Raw genomic sequence first — 17,847 nt, 5'->3', positions numbered from 1 at the left:
GTGCGGGGTGTCAGCCGCATGGATGCGGCTGCCAAGCCTACAAGGACGTACTTGCGGCGTCCCCGCACTCCGACACCGCCCCGCCATCCCACGGAATGCCGCTTTGGCTCTGGCCGTTGCCGTTGCTGTTGCCTCTGCAGGTGCAGGGCGCAGCCCTGCCGAAACACCCTCACTCCGCGACGTGCTCGACCTGCCGTGGCTCCGGCTTGGTATCGGGCAGCTGCCAGAAGATCATCGTCGAGGTCAGGGTGATCGCGCCTACGCACAGGAACGTGGCATGCAGCGCGGCGGTCGCGCTGTTGCTGTCCAGGTGATTGCCGAACGCGGCCAGCAGGCTGCCGGCCGCCGCGGCACCGAAACCGGCGGCGAGCATCATCACCATCGACAGCAGGCTGTTGCCGGAACTGGCGAACTCGCGGTCCAGGTCACGCAGGGTCACCGTGTTCATCACAGTGAACTGCAGCGAATTGACCGCACCGAAGAAGGCCAGCTGCAGCAGGCGCCAGGCCAGGTGCTGGCCGGGTGTCATCAGGATGAAGCTGGCCATCGCCAGGCCCACCAGCACGGTATTGACCATCAGCACGCGGCGGTAGCCGTAGTGCTCCACCAGCTTCACTGCCAGCTTCTTTGAGACCATGCCGGCGGCTGCCACCGGCACCATCATCAGGCCGGCGTTCATCGGGCCCAGGCCCAGGCCGACCTGCAGCAGCAACGGGATCAGCATTGGCATGGCGCTGCTGCCGATGCGCGAGAACAGGTTGCCGAGGATGCCGATGCGGTAGCTGGGTACGCGGAACAGTGCCAGCGAGAACAACGGCGCCGTCGAATTGGCCGCGTGCAGCCAGTAACCCACCAGCGCCGCCAGGCCGGCCACGGTCATCAGCATCACCAGCGCATGTGGCGTACCGAGCCCGGAGATGCCGTCCAGTGCCAGCGACAGCACCACCATCGCGAAGGCCAGCATGATGTAGCCACGCAGGTCGAAACGGGTGCGATGGCTGGCGTAGTGGTCGGGCATGATCTTCATCGCGGCGATGAAACCGATCACGCCGATCGGCAGGTTGATCAGGAACACCCAGTGCCATGAGGCGATCTCCACCAGCCAGCCACCCAGCGTCGGACCGATCAGCGGACCGACCAGGGCCGGGATGGCGATGAAGCTCATCGCGCGCAGGAAATCCTCGCGCGGTACCGAACGCATCACCGCCAGCCGGCCGACTGGCAGCAGCATGGCACCGCCGATGCCCTGTAGCACGCGCGCACCGACCAGTTGGTGCAGGTGCTGGGCCAGTGCGCAGGCCAGCGAGCCAAGCGTGAACAGGATGATCGCCACCAGGAAGGTGCGACGGGTGCCGTAGCGGTCGGCGATCCAGCCGGAGGCGGGAATGAAGGTGGCCACCGCCAGCGCGTAGCTGAACACCACCGACTGCATCTGCAGCGGGCTTTCGCCCAGGCTGGCGGCCATCGCCGGCAAGGCCGTGTTGACGATGGTCGAGTCCAGCATCTGCATGAAGATCGCCAACGAAACCAGCCACAGCAGAGGGCGCTGGCGGTTGTAGGTCGATGGCGATGTGGACATGGGGTGCGGCCGGTGCAGCGTGGGGGCCACCATGATCGCGCACTGCGGGTCACGGCGCGATCAACATCGCGCCGCAACCGCGTGCGCAGTGTTCAGCGCTGGCTGTGCGCGTGCACCGCGTCGACCAGCACCTGCACATGTGCCGGGTCCATGTCCGGCGACATGCCGTGGCCGAGATTGAATACATGGCCCTCGCGCGAGCCGCCGTTGCCGGCAGCATAGGTGTCGAGCACGCGCGCGGCGGCTGCGGCGATCGCATCCGGCGAGGCGTACAGCGTGGTCGGGTCAAGGTTGCCCTGCAGGGCGACGCGGCCACCGGTACGGCGCATCGCCTCGTCCAGGTCCAGCGTCCAGTCCAGGCCGAGCGCATCGGCGCCGGTCTGCGACAGCGCCTCCAGATGCAGGCCGGTGCCCTTGCCGAACAGGATCAGCGGCGTGCGCTCGCTGCCTTCGCCACGCTCCAGACCCTCGGCAATGCGCTGCAGGTAGCGCAGCGAGAACTCGCGGTACATCGACGGCGACAGCACGCCACCCCAGGTGTCGAACACCTGCAGCGCCTGCGCACCGGCCGCGCGCTGCGCGCCCAGGTACGCAATCACCGCGTCGGTGGTGACCTCCAGCAGGCGGTGCAGGGCCTGCGGGTGGTTCAGTGCCATCGCCTTGATGCGCGCGAAGTCCTTGCTGCCGCCGCCTTCCACCATGTAGCAGGCCAGTGTCCACGGGCTGCCGGAGAAGCCGATCAGCGGCACCTGGCCGTCCAGCTCGCGGCGGATCAGGCGCACCGCGTCCATCACATAGCCCAGGTCCTGTTCCATGTCCGGCACCGCCAGCTTGGCGATGGCCGCTTCATCACGTACCGGGTGACGGAACTTCGGGCCTTCGCCTTCGACGAAGTACAGCTCCAGGCCCATCGCATCGGGAATGGTGAGGATGTCCGAGAACAGAATGGCCGCGTCCAAGGGGAACCGGCGCAGCGGCTGCAGGGTGACCTCGCAGGCAATCTCCGGATTCTTGGCCATGGCCAGGAAGCTGCCGGCCTTGGCCCGGGTCGCGCGGTACTCCGGCAGGTAGCGTCCGGCCTGGCGCATCAGCCAGACGGGGGTGCAGTCCACCGGTTCGCGGCGCAGGGCGCGCAGCAGGCGATCATTGCGGAGAGGGCTGGTCACGATGGGCATTCCTTGGACGAAAGTTGGCAGCGGCGTCAGTCGCCGTGCGAAAGGATCTGGAAGCCGCGATGCAGTTCGGCATCGCGGGCTTTTTCGAAAGCATGGCGGGCTTCGTCGGCCTGCAGGAACAGCTCGCGCCGCAGCTGCGAGCGGGCACCGACGCGGCCGCTCTCGCGCAGCAGCTCCCAGCCGCCGAACAGGTCCGGCTGCAGGCTCAGGCGCAGGAAGCGCGGTGCCTGCGCACCGGCGTCGGGATGTTGCAGGTAGACGTGCATGGCGCCGATTGTAGCGGGGCCAGGGTGACCCCGGCCGCAACGCGGTCGTGCCGGCGGCTGGCCAGCAATCCTGCCGCGCAGCCCGGTAGTGCCGGCCGCTGGCCGGCTTCCTCGTCGCTGACGTTGCCGGCAAGCGGCCGGCACTACCGGGACGACAGCACCTTCAGCACCACCGCCTCATCCACATCCGGCACCACTTCGGCGCGGCCCATGCCGCGCCACAGCACCAGGCGCAGGCGGCCGGCCACGTTCTTCTTGTCCAGCCGCATGCGGCCGAGCAGGGCCTGCGGGTCCAGCCCGGCCGGGATCGCCACCGGCAGGCCGAGATGTTCCAGCAGCGCCTGCAGGCGGGCGCGGTCGGCATCCTCGGCCAGGCCGAGCTCGGTGGACAGCCTTGCGGCCAGCACCATGCCGACCGCTACGGCTTCGCCATGGTTCAGCGCGTCGCGGCCCGGGGCCGCGTAGCCCTGCTCGGTCTCGATGGCATGGCCGAAGGTATGGCCGAGGTTGAGCAGGGCGCGCTCGCCCTTCTCGAACGGATCGCGCTCGACGATGGCGGCCTTGTGCCGGCAGCTGCGCGCGATGGCTTCGGAAAGCACGTTGTCTTCGCCGGCCAGCAGCGCATCGGCATGCTGCTGCAGCCATTCGAAGAACACGGCATCACCCAGCGCGCCGTACTTGACCACTTCGGCCAGGCCAGCACGCAGCTCGCGCGGCGGCAGGGTGGCCAGCACGCGGGTATCGGCGATGACCGCGCGCGGTGGATGGAACGCGCCAACCAGGTTCTTGCCGGCCGGAATGTCGACCGCGGTCTTGCCGCCTACCGACGAATCGACCATCGCCAACAAGGTGGTCGGCAGTTGCACGCAGTCCACGCCGCGCATCCAGCAGGCGGCGGCAAAACCGGCGAGGTCACCGACCACGCCGCCACCGAGGGCGAACACGCAGGCGTCGCGGGTGGCGCCGAGTGCGGCCAGCGCTTCGATCGCGCGGCCGAATTCAGCCAGGGTCTTGGAGGCTTCGCCGGCGGCCAGCACATGCTCGCCGACGATCAGGTCGGGGCGGGCAGCCAACAGCGTCTGCTTGACCGACGCCAGATAGCGCGGGGCCACTTCGCTGTCGCTGAGCAGCAGCACGTGGCGGCCGCGAACATGCGAGGCCAGTGCAGCACCATCGGCCTGGGCTCCGGCGCCGATGGTGATGGAGTAGGGGCGGTCGCCGCCAACGGCGACCTGCAGCAGGGCGGGGGAAGTCATGCGGTCAGGTCCTGGCGCTGCCATTGCGTGGCCAGCTTGACCACCAGGTGGGCGGTCGCGTCGGCAGCGGTATACGGGTCGGTATCAAGGGTGAGGTCGGCCAGTTCGCGGTACAGCGGGTCGCGGTGTGCGGCCAGATCGTGCAGCACCTGCTCGCGGTCCGGGCGCTGCAGCAGCGGCCGGCCCTTGTCGCGGGCCAGGCGTTCCAGCTGCGCGGCCACGCTGACCCGCAGGTAGACCACGAAGCCGCGTTGGGCGATCAGTGCACGGTTGTCCGGATCCAGCACCGCGCCGCCACCGGTGGAGACCAGCTGGCCGCGACCTTCCAGCACGCGGGCAAGCGCCTCGCGTTCATGGCTGCGGAAGCCGGCTTCGCCGGAGTGCTCGAAAATGGTCGGAATGCTGGCGCCGGCGGCATCGACGATGGCCTGGTCGACATCGACGAAGTCCAGCGTGAAGCGCTCGGCCAGGCGGCGGCCGATGCAGGTTTTGCCGGCGCCCATCGGGCCGATCAGGATCAGGTTCGGAGCAGGATTCATGCCCTGTGATGCTAACACCTCCGTGCCCTGGCCTTTACGTCCTTCACGTCAGGGTAGGCGTTCCTGCGGGGTTTCCCGCGCCAACCGGAGTACAGGCCATGACGGTCGCCAAGGTTATCGAAATCACCGCCTCCTCGCCGAAGAGCGTGGAGGACGCCGTGCGCAGCGGTCTGAAGAAGGTCTCCGAGACGGTCAAGGGCATCCAGGGCGCCTGGGTGAACGAGACCAAGGTGGTCACCAATGGCAGCGGCGAAATCACCGAATGGCGGGTCAACCTGCGGGTAACCTTCCTGGTGGAATAGGCGCGCTCAGCGCACGTCCTGCACCTGTCGCTGGCCGTCCAGCATCACTACGTGGTCGGCCAGGGCGGGCAGGGTAGCCAGCGCCTGCCGGCTGACCCGTTCGTAGTACTGCACGAAGCGCTCCAGCTGCGGCCGGCTCATGCCGTGCCGGCCCGGCTGCGCGGCCTGCAGGTTCTGCTCCTGCTGCCACCGCCAGCGCGGTACCACCGAGAAATCCGGTGGCTGCAGGAACCACAGGCGGTCGCAGCGCTGCCACAGCGCCGGGTAGTCGCGAGCCAGCGCCTGGTTGCACCAGCGCCGCCAGCGACCATCGGCGTCGGCTTCGCGCTCCAGTGCGTTCAACGGGCTGTCCAGCGCGTCGTCATCCTGCGCAGGCGTGCCCAGGAACCAGCCTTCGAAGACCAGCAGGTCCAGCGGTTGCTGCAGCTGCGGCCATTGCGCCTCGGGCAGGCGTTCATCGGCCAGCTTGTCGAAGCGCGGCATCGCGAAAGGCTGGCGTGTGTCCACGACGTCCAGCACCGCATGGGCCAACGCCAGGTCATGGGTGCCCGGCGGGCCTCGGGTAATCAGCAGCGGGTGCACCTGGCGGGCCAGCCGCTGCCGCTGTGCGCGGGTCAGGTAGACATCATCGATGGACAGCGTGGCGGCGTTCAGGCCGCGCGACTGGGCGCGCGCCACCACCTGTGCGGCCAGCGTCGATTTGCCGCTCCCCTGCAGGCCGCTGATCGCCAATACTGGAACCGCTGCACCGCTGCCCAGTGCATCGTCCAGCACCTGTTCGGCCAATGTTTCGGGGAATCCTTTCACCTGGGGCATATACGCAGCAGCGGCCATGCAGCCACAATAGCCCAATCCGTGTGAGAAGAACGCAATCATGAGCGACCTGTACGCCGAAGCCCTGTCCACGTTTGCCGACCTGTTCGAAGAAGCCAAACAGAGCCGCGAGGTCGAGCCGAACGCGATGACCGTGGCCACTGCCGATACGCACGGCCGTCCCTCGGCACGTACCGTGCTGCTGAAGGCGTTCGACGAGCGTGGTTTCGTGTTCTACACCCACCTGGACAGCCATAAGGGCCAGGAGCTGCAGGCCAATCCGCAGGCCGCGCTGTTGTTCCTGTGGCGCAGCCTGCGCGAGGCCGGTATCCAGGTGCGCATTGAAGGCCGTGTCGAGCAGGTCGCCGATGCCGAAGCCGATGCCTATTTCGCCAGCCGCCCGCGCATGAGCCAGATCGGTGCGTGGGCCTCGCAGCAGTCGAAGACGCTGGCAACGCGCGAGGAATTCGATGCGCGCGTGGCCGAGGTCGAAGCCCGCTTCGAGGGCAAGGACGTGCCGCGCCCGGAGGGCTGGAGCGGCCTGCGCGTGGTGCCCGACCGCATCGAGTTCTGGTACGGCGCGCAGTTCCGCCTGCACGAACGCTGGTGCTATGAAGCCGGCGCCGAAGGGCGCTGGAGCAAGCGTCTGCTGTACCCGTAAGGCTGCCCGATGCAACGCCTGCCGCTGTACCGCGTGGTGGTGTTCGTGCCGTCGGCAGCACTGGATGCGGTGAAGCAGGGCATCCTGGCGGTGGACGCGCTGGCGGCCGGCGACTACGAACACGGTATGTGGTGGTCGGCGCCGGGGTTCGAGCAGTTCCGCCCGCGCGCGGGTGCGTCGCCCGCACAGGGTGAGGCGGGTCGCACCGAAGTGGTCGCCAGCGTGCGCCTGGAGTTCTGCCTGCCGCGTGATCCGCAGCGGCTGCAGCGCATCTTCGAACAGGGCATCGTGCCGCATCATCCGTGGCAGGTGCCTGTCGTGCAGGTGGAGGAGATCGAGCTTCTGCTTACCGACGCACGCTTTTTGTAGAGTCGAGCCATGCTCGACTGCTGTTGCTCTGGCGCGTAAAGCAGTCGAGCATGGCTCGACTTTACAAGAGCGGATTGTCGCATTCGGACCCATTCGCTTCATCTGCGGGCAATCAACCAACCGGCACACTCCAACGAATGTCCTTGACTTCCGGAGTTGCCATGCCCTCCTGGCGTTGCCTGTTTGCGGTGCCGCCGCCGCGTCACGGCGTGGAAGCGTTCCTGCTGTTGATCGCCCGCATCGTGGCCGGGGTGATGTTCTGCGTGTCCGGCTGGAACAAGGTGTTCACCGATGCGGGCCGAGAACGCATGGTGCATACGCTGGTCGATGCGGGGATCCCGTTCCCGGTATTCAGTGCGCCCGTGCTCGGCGGCATTGAATGGATTGCGGGCGGCCTGCTGGTGCTGGGCCTGCTCAGCCGGCCTTCGGCCCTGCTGCTGGCGGCGATCTGTGCGGTGGCGGCGCTTACCGATGGCATCGCGCGCATTCCTGCGGGGCTGAGCGTGCCGGATTGGCTGAGCTGGTTCTTCTACCTGAGCGAAGTGCCGCTGGGTGTGTTGCTGTTGTGGATTGCCGCAGTGGGAAGTGGACGGTTCGCGATAGAAGTGCGCTGGGCGCGTTGATTGCACCTTCTTCCGCGCCCGGCCGACGCGCGTGCTGTAGCGCCTGGGCGCTCCAGTAGATCCACGCCATGCGTGGATGGGGTGCTTGGGAAAAGCGGTGCGAACCAAGGTTCGCACCCGCCGGGGATCGCTTCGCACCGCCCAGGCATCGGGTTGCCCTCAACAGACGTCGGCATCGGTTCGCCCCTGCCAGAGATCGATGTGCACCAGCCAGATGGCAGGACGTTACAATCCCTCCGCGCGCAGCCAGCGCCACAGCGTGGTGCGTGATACGCCCAGCGCCTGTGCCATCCCCTCGCGGTCATTGCGGTGTTCCTGCAACAGCGTTTCCAACTGCACACGCGGCGGGCGCTTGCCGTTGCTTTCCACTGGTAGCGCAGCGGCGCCCTCATTCACCAGCTCGGGTGCCAGCTGCAGCAGTCGCGCGGCATCAATCAGCCCTTCACCGGGTTGCCAATGGATGCGCAGCCGATCCACCAGATTACGCAATTCGCGCACATTTCCGGGCCACTCGGCGGTGGTCAGCACCGCCAGTGCCTCCGCATCCAGTGGCGCGTCGATACCACGCAGCTGGCGGAAGAAATGCTGCGCCAGCAGCGGGATGTCACCGCGCCGGGCACGCAGCGCGGGCAGGGCGATGCGCAGCGCGGCCAGGCGGTAATACAGGTCGCGGCGGAAGCTGCCGGCCGCCACGCGCTGCTCGAGCGACTGCAGGGTCGCGGCCACCACGCGAAGGTCGACCGGGGTCGGTTCGGTGGCACCGACACGCAGTACCTCGCGTTCTTCCAGCACCCGCAGCAGGCGGGTCTGCAGTGGCAGCGGCAGTTCGCCGATTTCATCCAGGAACAGGGTGCCGCCGTCAGCCGCCTCGACCAGGCCGACGCGGCCGCCACGGCGTGCGCCCGTGAAGGCGCCATCGCTGTAGCCGAACAGCTCCGCTTCCAGCAGCGATTCGCTGATCGCGCCGCAGTTCAGTGCCACGAAGCGGCCACGGCGGCCGCTGGCGGCGTGCAGCTGGCGCGCCACCAGTTCCTTGCCGGTGCCGGTTTCACCGGTGACCAGTACGGTGCTGTCATGCGGGGCGTACAGCGCGATCTGTGCGCGCACCTGTGCCATGGCCTCGCTGTCGCCGAGCAGGTCGTGGGCATCGCTGCGCGGTGCGGCGCGGCGGCGCGGCGCGGGCCGGCTGCCGCCGGAGCGGGCAAGGGTCTGGGTCAGTTCCAACGCATGCTCGAACGCCTGCCGCACTGAATCGGCCGAGTACAGCAGCACGCCGGGCAGGCCGGCCTGTTCGGCGTGGTCGATGGCCATGCCGGTGCCGACGATCACCTCGATGCCGTTGGCGCGCAGGTCGGCGATGCAATCGCGCGCGTCTTCGCGGGTGACGAATCGACGGTGTTCGATATCCAGGCCGAAACTCTGCTGGAAGTTGCTGAACACCGGCACGTCGCTGGCGTGGGTGACCAGGCCGATGCGGCTGGCGATTCGACGCGCCCGCGCCAGCGCTTCCATCAGGTCGAAGCCGTTGGCCTGGATCGGCACCAGCGGCAGCTCCAGCCGGCCGCGCAGCCAGGCCGCGTTGGAGCCGCCGGCGATGACCACGTCACAGTGCTCGCGGCGCAGACGCTGGCCGATCACGTCCACCGCTTCCTCGAAGCCGAGGTTGATCTGCTCGATGCGCGCGCGGCGGTCGAACTCGGGAATGACGTCGCCGAGCAGGCCGGTCAGCCGCGAGACGCTGACGGTCCAGATCACCGGGCGGCCGGGGTCGGCATCGGCGTGGCGCAGAGGCGAGCGGGGCAGGTACATGGCGGCGCGCGTTGGACGGGATGTTTCATGATACATCCGTTTCAATGTTTCATATGTTTCACTGTTGAGCGAGCGTCATTCCCGTGAAATCAAGGGCTTGCAGCCTGGCATGGTGCTTGCGCTCTCTATCCCGTACTTCAACCTGGATTGCCGCATGACCGCTTCCGCCCCTTTCTCCGCCGGTGCCCGCTTCCGTGAGGCGCTGGCTGCCGAATCGCCGCTGCAGGTGATCGGCGCGATCAACGCCAACCATGCACTGCTGGCCAAGCGCGCCGGCTTCCGCGCCATCTACCTGTCCGGCGGCGGTGTTGCTGCCGGCTCGCTGGGCCTGCCGGACCTGGGCATCAACACCTTGGAAGACGTGCTGGTGGACGTGCGCCGCATCACCGATGTCTGCGACCTGCCGCTGATGGTCGACATCGACACCGGCTTCGGCCCGAGCGCATTCAACATCGCGCGCACCGTGAAGTCGCTGATCAAGGCCGGTGCGGCCGCCTGCCATATCGAAGACCAGGTCGGCGCCAAGCGTTGCGGTCACCGCCCCGGCAAGGAGATCGTCTCGCAGGGCGAAATGGTGGACCGCGTGAAGGCAGCCGCCGATGCCAAGACCGATCCGGACTTCTTCCTGATCGCGCGTACCGACGCCATCCAGGTGGACGGCGTGGACAAGGCCATCGAGCGCGCCATTGCCTGTGTCGAGGCCGGTGCCGACGGCATCTTCGCCGAGGCCGCCTACGATCTGGATACCTACCGCCGCTTCGTCGACGCGGTGAAGGTGCCGGTGCTGGCCAACATCACCGAATTCGGTGCCACTCCGCTGTTCAGTCGCGATGAACTGGCTTCGGCCGGCGTCGCCATCCAGCTGTTCCCGCTGTCGGCCTTCCGTGCGGCCAACAAGGCCGCCGAGAACGTCTACCAGGCGGTGCGCCGCGATGGTCATCAGCGCAACGTGGTGGAAGTCATGCAGACCCGCGAAGAACTCTACGACCGCATCGGCTACCACGCCTTCGAGCAGCAGCTCGATGCACTGTTCGCCGCCAAGAAATAAGCAGTACCCTGCACCATCAAGTTTTCGGAGGGAAACATGAACGATACGACCGCAACCCCGACCTTCAAGCCGAAGAAGTCCGTCGCCCTGTCCGGCACCGCTGCCGGCAACACCGCGCTGTGCAGCGTGGGCCGTAGTGGCAACGACCTGCACTACCGTGGCTACGACATCCTGGACCTGGCCAACACCAGCGAGTTCGAGGAAATCGCCTACCTGCTGGTGCACGGCAAGCTGCCGACCCGCGCCGAGCTGGTTTCCTACAAGGCCAAGCTGAAGTCGCTGCGTGGCATCCCGGCCGCGGTGAAGGCGGCGCTGGAAGAACTGCCGCCGTCGGCGCACCCGATGGACGTGATGCGCACCGGCGTGTCCGTGCTCGGCTGCGTGGCGCCGGAGAAGGACGACCACAACCATCCGGGCGCGCGTGACATCGCCGACAAGCTGATGGCCTGCCTCGGTTCGATGCTGCTGTACTGGTACCACTGGAGCCACAACGGCCGCGCCATCGACGTGGAAACCGACGATGACTCGATCGGTGGCCACTTCCTGCACCTGCTGCACGGCGAGAAGCCGCAGGAGTCGTGGGTGAAGGCAATGCACACCTCGCTGATCCTGTACGCCGAACACGAGTTCAATGCCTCGACCTTCACCTGCCGTGTCATCGCCGGCACCGGCAGCGACATGTACAGCGCGATCTGCGGTGGCATCGGCGCGCTGCGCGGTCCGAAGCACGGCGGCGCCAACGAGGTGGCGTTCGAAGTGCAGAAGCGCTACGACACCCCGGATGAGGCCGAGGAAGACATCAAGGCCCGCGTCGAGCGCAAGGAAGTGGTGATCGGTTTCGGCCACCCGGTCTACACCGTTTCCGATCCGCGCAACAAGGTGATCAAGGATGTGGCCCGCGAGCTGTCCGAAGAGCAGTCGAGCATGAAGATGTACGACATCGCCGAGCGCCTGGAATCGGTGATGTGGGACATCAAGAAAATGTTCCCGAACCTGGACTGGTTCAGCGCCGTCAGCTACCACATGATGGGCGTGCCGACCGCGATGTTCACTCCCCTGTTCGTGATCGCCCGCACCGCCGGCTGGAGCGCGCACATCGTCGAGCAGCGTATCGACGGCAAGATCATCCGCCCGAGCGCCAACTACATCGGTCCGGAAGACCGCGACTTCGTCGCCATCGACAAGCGCGTCTGATCCACCTGCTGTACCCATCCGGCCGGCCGCGTGCCGGCCGGATGCTTTCGCCGCCGCACCGCCGGCACCCGGCCCGCCTCAAGCACTCCGCCAGCCCATGAATACCGATTACCGCAAGAACCTCCCCGGCAGCGCGCTGGATTATTTCGACGCGCGTGCCGCTGTCGATGCGATCCAGCCCGGCGCCTACGCCACCCTGCCGTACACCTCGCGCGTGCTGGCCGAGAACCTGGTGCGCCGCTGCGATCCGGCCACGCTCGGCGATTCGCTGAAGCAGCTGATCGAGCGCCGTCGCGACCTCGATTTCCCGTGGTTCCCGGCACGCGTTGTGTGCCACGACATCCTCGGCCAGACCGCGCTGGTCGACCTGGCCGGCCTGCGTGATGCGATCGCCGACAAGGGCGGCGACCCGGCCAAGGTCAACCCGGTGGTGCCGGTACAGCTGATCGTCGACCACTCGCTGGCAGTGGAGTGTGGTGGTTTCGATCCGCAGGCGTTCGAGAAGAACCGCGCGATCGAAGATCGTCGCAATGAAGACCGTTTCCACTTCATCGACTGGACCAAGCTGGCCTTCGAGAACGTGGACGTGATTCCGCCAGGCAACGGCATCATGCACCAGATCAACCTGGAGAAGATGTCGCCGGTGGTCTACGTGCAGGACGGCGTGGCCTTCCCGGATACCTGTGTGGGCACCGACAGCCACACCCCGCACGTGGATGCGCTGGGCGTGATCGCCATCGGCGTGGGCGGCCTGGAAGCCGAGAACGTGATGCTGGGTCGCGCGTCGTGGATGCGCCTGCCCGACACCGTCGGTGTCGAACTGAGTGGTCGCCCGCAGCCGGGCATCACCGCCACCGACGTGGTACTGGCCCTGACCGAGTTCCTGCGCAAGGAGCGCGTGGTCGGCGCCTGGCTTGAATTCTTCGGCGAGGGTGCCGCGGCACTGACCATCGGTGACCGCGCCACTATCTCCAACATGTGCCCCGAATACGGTGCCACCGCCGCGATGTTCTACATCGACGGGCAGACCATCGACTACCTGCGCCTGACCGGCCGCGAGGAATCGCAGGTAGCGCTGGTGGAAAACTACGCGCGTACCACCGGCCTGTGGGCCGATGACCTGGCCACCGCGCAGTACGAGCGCGTGCTGCGCTTTGACCTGTCCAGCGTGGTGCGCAACATGGCTGGCCCGTCCAACCCGCACAAGCGCGTGGCCACTGCCGAACTGGCCGAGCGCGGCATCGCCGACGAAGCCAAGCTGGAAGCCGGCAAGGCCGAGCAGGCGCAGGGCCTGATGCCCGATGGCGCGGTGATCATCGCCGCCATCACCAGCTGCACCAATACCTCCAACCCGCGCAACGTGATTGCCGCTGCACTGCTGGCGCGCAACGCCAACGCGCGTGGCCTGCAGCGCAAGCCGTGGGTGAAGTCGTCGCTGGCGCCGGGTTCCAAGGCCGTGCAGCTGTACCTGGAAGAATCCGGTCTGCTGCCGGACCTGGAACAGCTCGGCTTCGGCATCGTCGCCTTCGCCTGCACTACGTGCAACGGCATGAGCGGTGCTCTGGACCCGAAGATCCAGCAGGAAATCATCGACCGTGACCTGTACGCAACGGCTGTGCTGTCGGGTAACCGCAACTTCGATGGCCGCATTCATCCGTACGCCAAGCAGGCCTTCCTGGCCTCGCCGCCGCTGGTGATCGCCTATGCCATCGCCGGCACCGTCCGCTTCGATATCGAGAAGGACGTGCTGGGCGTGGATGCCGAGGGCAACGAGGTGCGCCTGAAGGACATCTGGCCGAGCGACGCCGAGATCGACGCGGTGGTGAAGGCCTCGGTGAAGCCCGAGCAGTTCCGCAAGGTCTACAACCCGATGTTCAACGTGCGCGTGGAGCATGGCGCCGCGGTCAGCCCGCTGTACGACTGGCGCCCGCAGAGCACCTACATCCGTCGTCCTCCGTACTGGGAGGGCGCATTGGCCGGCGAGCGTACGTTGGCAGGCATGCGCGCGCTGGCGGTGCTGCCGGACAACATCACCACCGACCACCTGTCGCCGTCCAACGCGATCATGGCCTCCAGCGCCGCCGGTGAATACCTGGCGAAAATGGGCCTGCCGGAAGAGGACTTCAATTCCTACGCCACCCACCGCGGCGACCACCTGACCGCGCAGCGCGCCACCTTCGCCAACCCGAAGCTGTTCAACGAGATGGTGCGCAACGAGGACGGCAGCGTGAAGCAGGGCTCGCTGGCGCGGGTGGAGCCGGAAGGCAAGGTGATGCGCATGTGGGAAGCGATCGAGACCTACATGGACCGCAAGCAGCCGCTGATCATCATCGCTGGTGCCGACTACGGCCAGGGCAGCTCGCGTGACTGGGCCGCCAAGGGCGTGCGCCTGGCCGGTGTGGAAGCGATCGTGGCCGAAGGCTTCGAACGCATCCACCGCACCAACCTGATCGGCATGGGCGTGCTGCCGCTGGAGTTCAAGCCGGGCACCACCCGCCTGACCCTGGGCATCGACGGCACCGAGACCTTCGACGTGATCGGCGAGCGCACCCCGCGCGCCGAGCTGACCCTGGTCATCCATCGCCGCGACGGCCAGGACGTGATCGTGCCGGTCACCTGCCGCCTGGACAGCGACGAGGAAGTGGCGATCTACGAAGCCGGTGGCGTGCTGCAGCGCTTCGCCCAGGACTTCCTGGAAGGCGCCAGGGTGGCGTGATGCCGGGCTGAATGCCTGCCCCCGGAGACCGGGGGCGGGCTTGTCCGACACCAGGGCAGGGCGCACACTGACTTGGCAAAAACTGCCAAAGGAGAGTTTCATGGCCACCATGAACATTTCGCTGACCGACCCGCTCAAGCAGTTCGTGGACGAGGAAGTGCGCGAAGGCGGCTACTCCAGTACGTCGGACTATGTGCGTGACCTGATCCGCCAGCGCCAGCGCAGCAAGGCCGAAGAACTGCTCAAGCAGCTGATTGCCGAGGGGCTGGCTTCTGGTCCTTCGGCACCTCTGGCGCCGGATCACTTTGACAAGCTCCGTGAGCGTGCACGGAACCGCAAGTGAAACCTTCGCACTGGTCCCCTGCAGCGGTTCGAGATCTTGACCAGGCAGCAGGCCGGTATGCAGATCAAGGCGGAGAAGTGCTGGAAATCGGCTTCATCGATGCGGTGGAATCCGTTGTAAAGCTGATCGAGGCCCACCCGGGTGCTGGTTCCGCACTACATGCGGGTCTGTTGCCCTCGCTGCCAGCGCCGTTGCGTTTTCATCCGGTTCGTCGCTTCAACGGCTACCTGATCTACTACGTGGAGCTACCTGCGCACGTTTCCATCGTGCGCATCTGGAATGCTTCGCGGGGCATGGAAGCACTGTTCGAAGACGAGAAGCTCAACCCCGATATTGGTTCGTCGCATCCAGGATACTGATCCATGACCTTCCTCCCGCAACTCCGTATTCCCGCCACCTACATGCGCGGCGGCACCAGCAAGGGCGTGTTCTTCCGCCTGCAGGACCTGCCCGAAGCCGCGCAGGTGCCGGGCGCCGCGCGCGATGCGCTGCTGATGCGCGTGATCGGCTCGCCCGATCCGTATGGCAAGCAGACCGACGGCATGGGCGGCGCCACCTCCAGCACCAGCAAGTGCGTGATCATTTCCACCGCCTCGGTGCCTGACCACGATGTGGACTACCTGTACGGGCAGGTCTCGATCGACACCGCCTTCGTCGATTGGAGCGGCAACTGCGGCAACCTCAGTACTGCAGTAGGTCCGTTCGCGATCGCCAATGGGCTGATCGATCCGGCCCGGGTGCCGCGCGATGGCCTGTGCACCGTGCGCATCTGGCAGGCCAACATCGGCAAGACCATCATCGCCCACGTGCCGATGCGCGATGGCGAAGTGCAGGAGATCGGCGATTTCGAGCTGGATGGCGTGACCTTCCCGGCGGCCGAGATCCAGCTGGAATTCATCGATCCGTCCGATGACGGCGATGCAGGCGCGATGTTCCCGACCGGCAACCTGGTCGATACCCTGGAGGTGCCCGGCGTCGGCGCCTTCGAGGTAACCATGATCACCGCCGGCATTCCGACGATCTTCCTCAACGCCGCCGACCTCGGCTACACCGGTGTCGAGCTGCAACCGGCGATCAACGAGGACAAGGGAGCGCTGGAGCGCTTCGAGAAGATTCGCGCCTACGGCGCCTTGCGCATGGGTCTGATCAGGAACCTGGAAGACGCGGCGACACGCCAGCACACGCCCAAGGTGGCGTTCGTTGCACCGGCACAGGACTACGTCTCGTCCAGTGGCAAGGCGATTCCGGCGTCGGCAATCGATCTGCACGCGCGTGCGTTGTCGATGGGCAAGCTGCATCACGCGATGATGGGTACCGCGGCCGTGGCGATCGGTACCGCAGCGGCGATCCCGGGCACGCTGGTCAATCGCGCCGCCGGCGGCGGCGAACGCGAAGCGGTGACGTTCGGCCATCCGTCCGGCACGTTGCGCGTGGGTGCGCAGGCGGCACTCGTTGACGGCCAGTGGACAGTGACCAAGGCCATCATGAGCCGCAGCGCCCGCGTGCTGATGGAAGGCAGGGTGCGGGTACCGGCCGAGTGATGCGTTGGTAAACGCCAACCAAGGTTGGCGACTACCGGGCCGCAGAGACCGATTGCTTTGGTAGATGCCAACCTTGGTTGGCAGGGTGCACGGGCAACCGTGCACCGCAACGAGGAGATCGACGATGTCCGACAGCCACACCCCATCCATCGAGCGTGCAGCGTGGGATGCGCTGCTGGTGGACATCGTCGACTACGTACGCGACGCCCGCATCGACTCACCGCTGGCGTTCCAGACCGCACACCACTGCCTGCTCGATACCCTGGGCTGCGGCCTGGAGGCACTGTCCTTCCCGGCCTGCAGCAAGCTGCTTGGGCCATTGGTGCCGGGCATCAGCGTGGTCAACGGGGCGCGCGTGCCGGGTACGCACTACGTGCTGGATCCGGTGCAGGCCGCCTTCAACCTCGGCGCAATGGTGCGCTGGCTGGATTTCAACGACACCTGGTTGGCCGCCGAATGGGGCCACCCGTCGGACAACCTGGGCGGCATCCTGTCTGTCTGCGATTGGCTGGGCCGCAATGCGCAGGCACTGCGTCGTCCGCCGCCGACCATGCACGATGTGCTGCTGGCGATGATCAAGGCGCACGAGATCCAGGGCGTGCTGGCTCTTCAGAATTCCTTCAACCGGGTTGGGCTGGACCACGTGGTGCTGGTCAAGGTGGCGACCACCGCCGTGGTCGCCCAACTGCTCGGGCTGGACCGCGAGCGCGTGCTCAATGCGCTGTCGTTGGCCTGGGTCGATGGCCAGTCGCTGCGCACCTACCGGCACGCACCCAACACCGGCTCGCGCAAGAGCTGGGCGGCCGGCGACGCGACCAGCCGTGGCGTGCGCCTGGCGCTGATGGCGGCCAGTGGCGAGATGGGTTACCCGAGCGTGCTCAGCGCACCGACCTGGGGATTTGAAGCGGTGTCGATGCATGGCAAGGCACTGACGCTGGGGCGACCGCTCGGCAGCTATGTGATGGAGAACGTGCTGTTCAAGATCAGCTACCCGGCCGAGTTCCACGGCCAGACCGCGGTGGAGGCGGCGGTCACGCTGCACCAGCAGTTGCGTGCGATGGGGCGGCGGGTCGAGGACATCGCGCATATCGCGATCCGGACCCAGGAAGCCTGCATCCGCATCATCGACAAGCAGGGCCCGCTGCATAATCCCGCCGACCGCGATCACTGCGTGCAGTACATGGTCGCCATCGCGTTGCTGCACGGGCGGCTGGTGGCCGAGGACTATGAGGACGACGTTGCCGCCGATCCGCGTATCGATGCGCTGCGTGCGAAGATGGCTTGTCACGAGGATCCACGGCTCAGCGCCGATTATCTGGACCCGGACAAGCGCAGCATCGCCAACGGCCTGCGCGTGCGCTTCACCGATGGCAGCGAACTGCCGGAGGTGCTTGTGGAGTACCCGCTCGGCCACGCCCGGCGCCGCGAGGAAGGCATTCCGCTGCTGATGGACAAGTTCCGCCGGCACCTGGCCCATCGCTTCCCGACCGCCCAGCAGCAGCGCATCCTCGCGGCATCGCTGGACCCGGTGGCGCTGGCGGCAATGCCGGTGACCGACTACGTGGACCTGTACCTGCCGGGGTAGGGCGATCGGTAGTGCCGGCCGCTGGCCG

The 17,847-nt window shown here is 66.8% G+C and carries 18 protein-coding genes; 11 read left to right on the top strand and 7 right to left on the bottom strand.

Annotation, left to right across the window (positions count from 1 at the left end):
• Positions 1–169: 169 nt before the first annotated feature.
• From mdtD to HLA98_RS19070, 5 genes are all read right to left on the bottom strand, one after another.
• Complete coding sequence (gene mdtD / locus HLA98_RS19090; RefSeq protein WP_049444752.1) at positions 170–1,579, bottom strand: multidrug transporter subunit MdtD; 1,410 nt, start codon at positions 1,577–1,579, stop codon at positions 170–172.
• Between the two features lie 92 nt (positions 1,580–1,671).
• On the bottom strand, positions 1,672–2,754 hold the full coding sequence (hemE, locus tag HLA98_RS19085) for a uroporphyrinogen decarboxylase (RefSeq protein WP_057499886.1): 1,083 nt from the start codon (positions 2,752–2,754) through the stop codon (positions 1,672–1,674).
• Between the two features lie 26 nt (positions 2,755–2,780).
• Positions 2,781–3,020, bottom strand: coding sequence for a WGR domain-containing protein (locus HLA98_RS19080; protein WP_019336384.1), 240 nt, complete (start codon positions 3,018–3,020; stop codon positions 2,781–2,783).
• 143 nt (positions 3,021–3,163) lie between these two features.
• Positions 3,164–4,276: a 3-dehydroquinate synthase gene (gene aroB / locus HLA98_RS19075; RefSeq protein ID WP_049444746.1), complete on the bottom strand. Its 1,113-nt coding sequence runs from the start codon at positions 4,274–4,276 to the stop codon at positions 3,164–3,166.
• Positions 4,273–4,815 (bottom strand): shikimate kinase, encoded by a 543-nt coding sequence (locus tag HLA98_RS19070; RefSeq protein ID WP_057499885.1) that lies wholly within the window; start codon positions 4,813–4,815, stop codon positions 4,273–4,275. Before HLA98_RS19070 ends, aroB begins: the two co-directional genes overlap by 4 nt.
• Before the next feature lie 98 nt (positions 4,816–4,913).
• On the opposite strand from HLA98_RS19070, the gene HLA98_RS19065 reads away from it, so the two are divergent.
• Entirely contained in the window at positions 4,914–5,117 is a 204-nt protein-coding gene (locus tag HLA98_RS19065) for a dodecin family protein (protein ID WP_005410663.1), read from the top strand.
• 6 nt (positions 5,118–5,123) lie between these two features.
• Here the strand turns inward: HLA98_RS19065 and HLA98_RS19060 are convergent, their stop codons facing one another.
• Positions 5,124–5,951 carry a hypothetical protein gene (locus tag HLA98_RS19060; RefSeq protein ID WP_057499884.1) on the bottom strand — a complete coding sequence of 276 codons (828 nt, stop codon included), beginning with the start codon at positions 5,949–5,951 and terminating at the stop codon, positions 5,124–5,126.
• 40 nt (positions 5,952–5,991) lie between these two features.
• Here HLA98_RS19060 and pdxH point away from each other — a divergent pair, with 40 nt between their 5' ends.
• The 3 genes from pdxH to HLA98_RS19045 all read left to right on the top strand — a co-directional run bounded on the left by pdxH (position 5,992) and on the right by HLA98_RS19045 (position 7,583).
• Entirely contained in the window at positions 5,992–6,591 is a 600-nt protein-coding gene (gene pdxH / locus HLA98_RS19055; protein WP_049444740.1) for a pyridoxamine 5'-phosphate oxidase, read from the top strand.
• A gap of 9 nt (positions 6,592–6,600) precedes the next feature.
• The gene (locus HLA98_RS19050; protein ID WP_057499883.1) at positions 6,601–6,960 is read left to right on the top strand and encodes a YqfO family protein; all 360 of its coding nucleotides are present in this window, start codon (positions 6,601–6,603) and stop codon (positions 6,958–6,960) included.
• 161 nt (positions 6,961–7,121) lie between these two features.
• A complete protein-coding gene (locus tag HLA98_RS19045) occupies positions 7,122–7,583 on the top strand; it encodes a DoxX family protein (RefSeq protein ID WP_057499882.1) in 462 nt (153 codons plus the stop codon).
• A gap of 225 nt (positions 7,584–7,808) precedes the next feature.
• Here the strand turns inward: HLA98_RS19045 and prpR are convergent, their stop codons facing one another.
• Positions 7,809–9,392 (bottom strand): propionate catabolism operon regulatory protein PrpR, encoded by a 1,584-nt coding sequence (prpR, locus tag HLA98_RS19040; RefSeq protein ID WP_057499881.1) that lies wholly within the window; start codon positions 9,390–9,392, stop codon positions 7,809–7,811.
• A 154-nt stretch (positions 9,393–9,546) separates the two neighbouring features.
• Between prpR and prpB the strand changes: the two genes are divergently transcribed.
• The 7 genes from prpB to HLA98_RS19005 all read left to right on the top strand — a co-directional run bounded on the left by prpB (position 9,547) and on the right by HLA98_RS19005 (position 17,819).
• On the top strand, positions 9,547–10,440 hold the full coding sequence (gene prpB / locus HLA98_RS19035) for a methylisocitrate lyase (protein ID WP_049444756.1): 894 nt from the start codon (positions 9,547–9,549) through the stop codon (positions 10,438–10,440).
• A gap of 36 nt (positions 10,441–10,476) precedes the next feature.
• Entirely contained in the window at positions 10,477–11,634 is a 1,158-nt protein-coding gene (prpC, locus tag HLA98_RS19030; RefSeq protein ID WP_010482770.1) for a bifunctional 2-methylcitrate synthase/citrate synthase, read from the top strand.
• A gap of 97 nt (positions 11,635–11,731) precedes the next feature.
• Complete coding sequence (acnD, locus tag HLA98_RS19025) at positions 11,732–14,350, top strand: Fe/S-dependent 2-methylisocitrate dehydratase AcnD (protein WP_057499880.1); 2,619 nt, start codon at positions 11,732–11,734, stop codon at positions 14,348–14,350.
• A gap of 100 nt (positions 14,351–14,450) precedes the next feature.
• On the top strand, positions 14,451–14,693 hold the full coding sequence (locus HLA98_RS19020) for a type II toxin-antitoxin system ParD family antitoxin (protein WP_005410653.1): 243 nt from the start codon (positions 14,451–14,453) through the stop codon (positions 14,691–14,693).
• Positions 14,690–15,052 (top strand): type II toxin-antitoxin system RelE/ParE family toxin, encoded by a 363-nt coding sequence (locus HLA98_RS19015; protein ID WP_057499879.1) that lies wholly within the window; start codon positions 14,690–14,692, stop codon positions 15,050–15,052. Before HLA98_RS19020 ends, HLA98_RS19015 begins: the two co-directional genes overlap by 4 nt.
• Before the next feature lie 3 nt (positions 15,053–15,055).
• Positions 15,056–16,234: a 2-methylaconitate cis-trans isomerase PrpF gene (prpF, locus tag HLA98_RS19010; RefSeq protein ID WP_057499878.1), complete on the top strand. Its 1,179-nt coding sequence runs from the start codon at positions 15,056–15,058 to the stop codon at positions 16,232–16,234.
• A gap of 124 nt (positions 16,235–16,358) precedes the next feature.
• Positions 16,359–17,819 carry a bifunctional 2-methylcitrate dehydratase/aconitate hydratase gene (locus tag HLA98_RS19005; RefSeq protein WP_057499877.1) on the top strand — a complete coding sequence of 487 codons (1,461 nt, stop codon included), beginning with the start codon at positions 16,359–16,361 and terminating at the stop codon, positions 17,817–17,819.
• Positions 17,820–17,847 lie beyond the last annotated feature (28 nt).

It is taken from the genome of Stenotrophomonas africana, assembly GCF_013004645.1.
GTDB classification, from domain to species: domain Bacteria; phylum Pseudomonadota; class Gammaproteobacteria; order Xanthomonadales; family Xanthomonadaceae; genus Stenotrophomonas; species Stenotrophomonas africana.
This window is presented reverse-complemented; position numbering and strand designations above follow the sequence as displayed.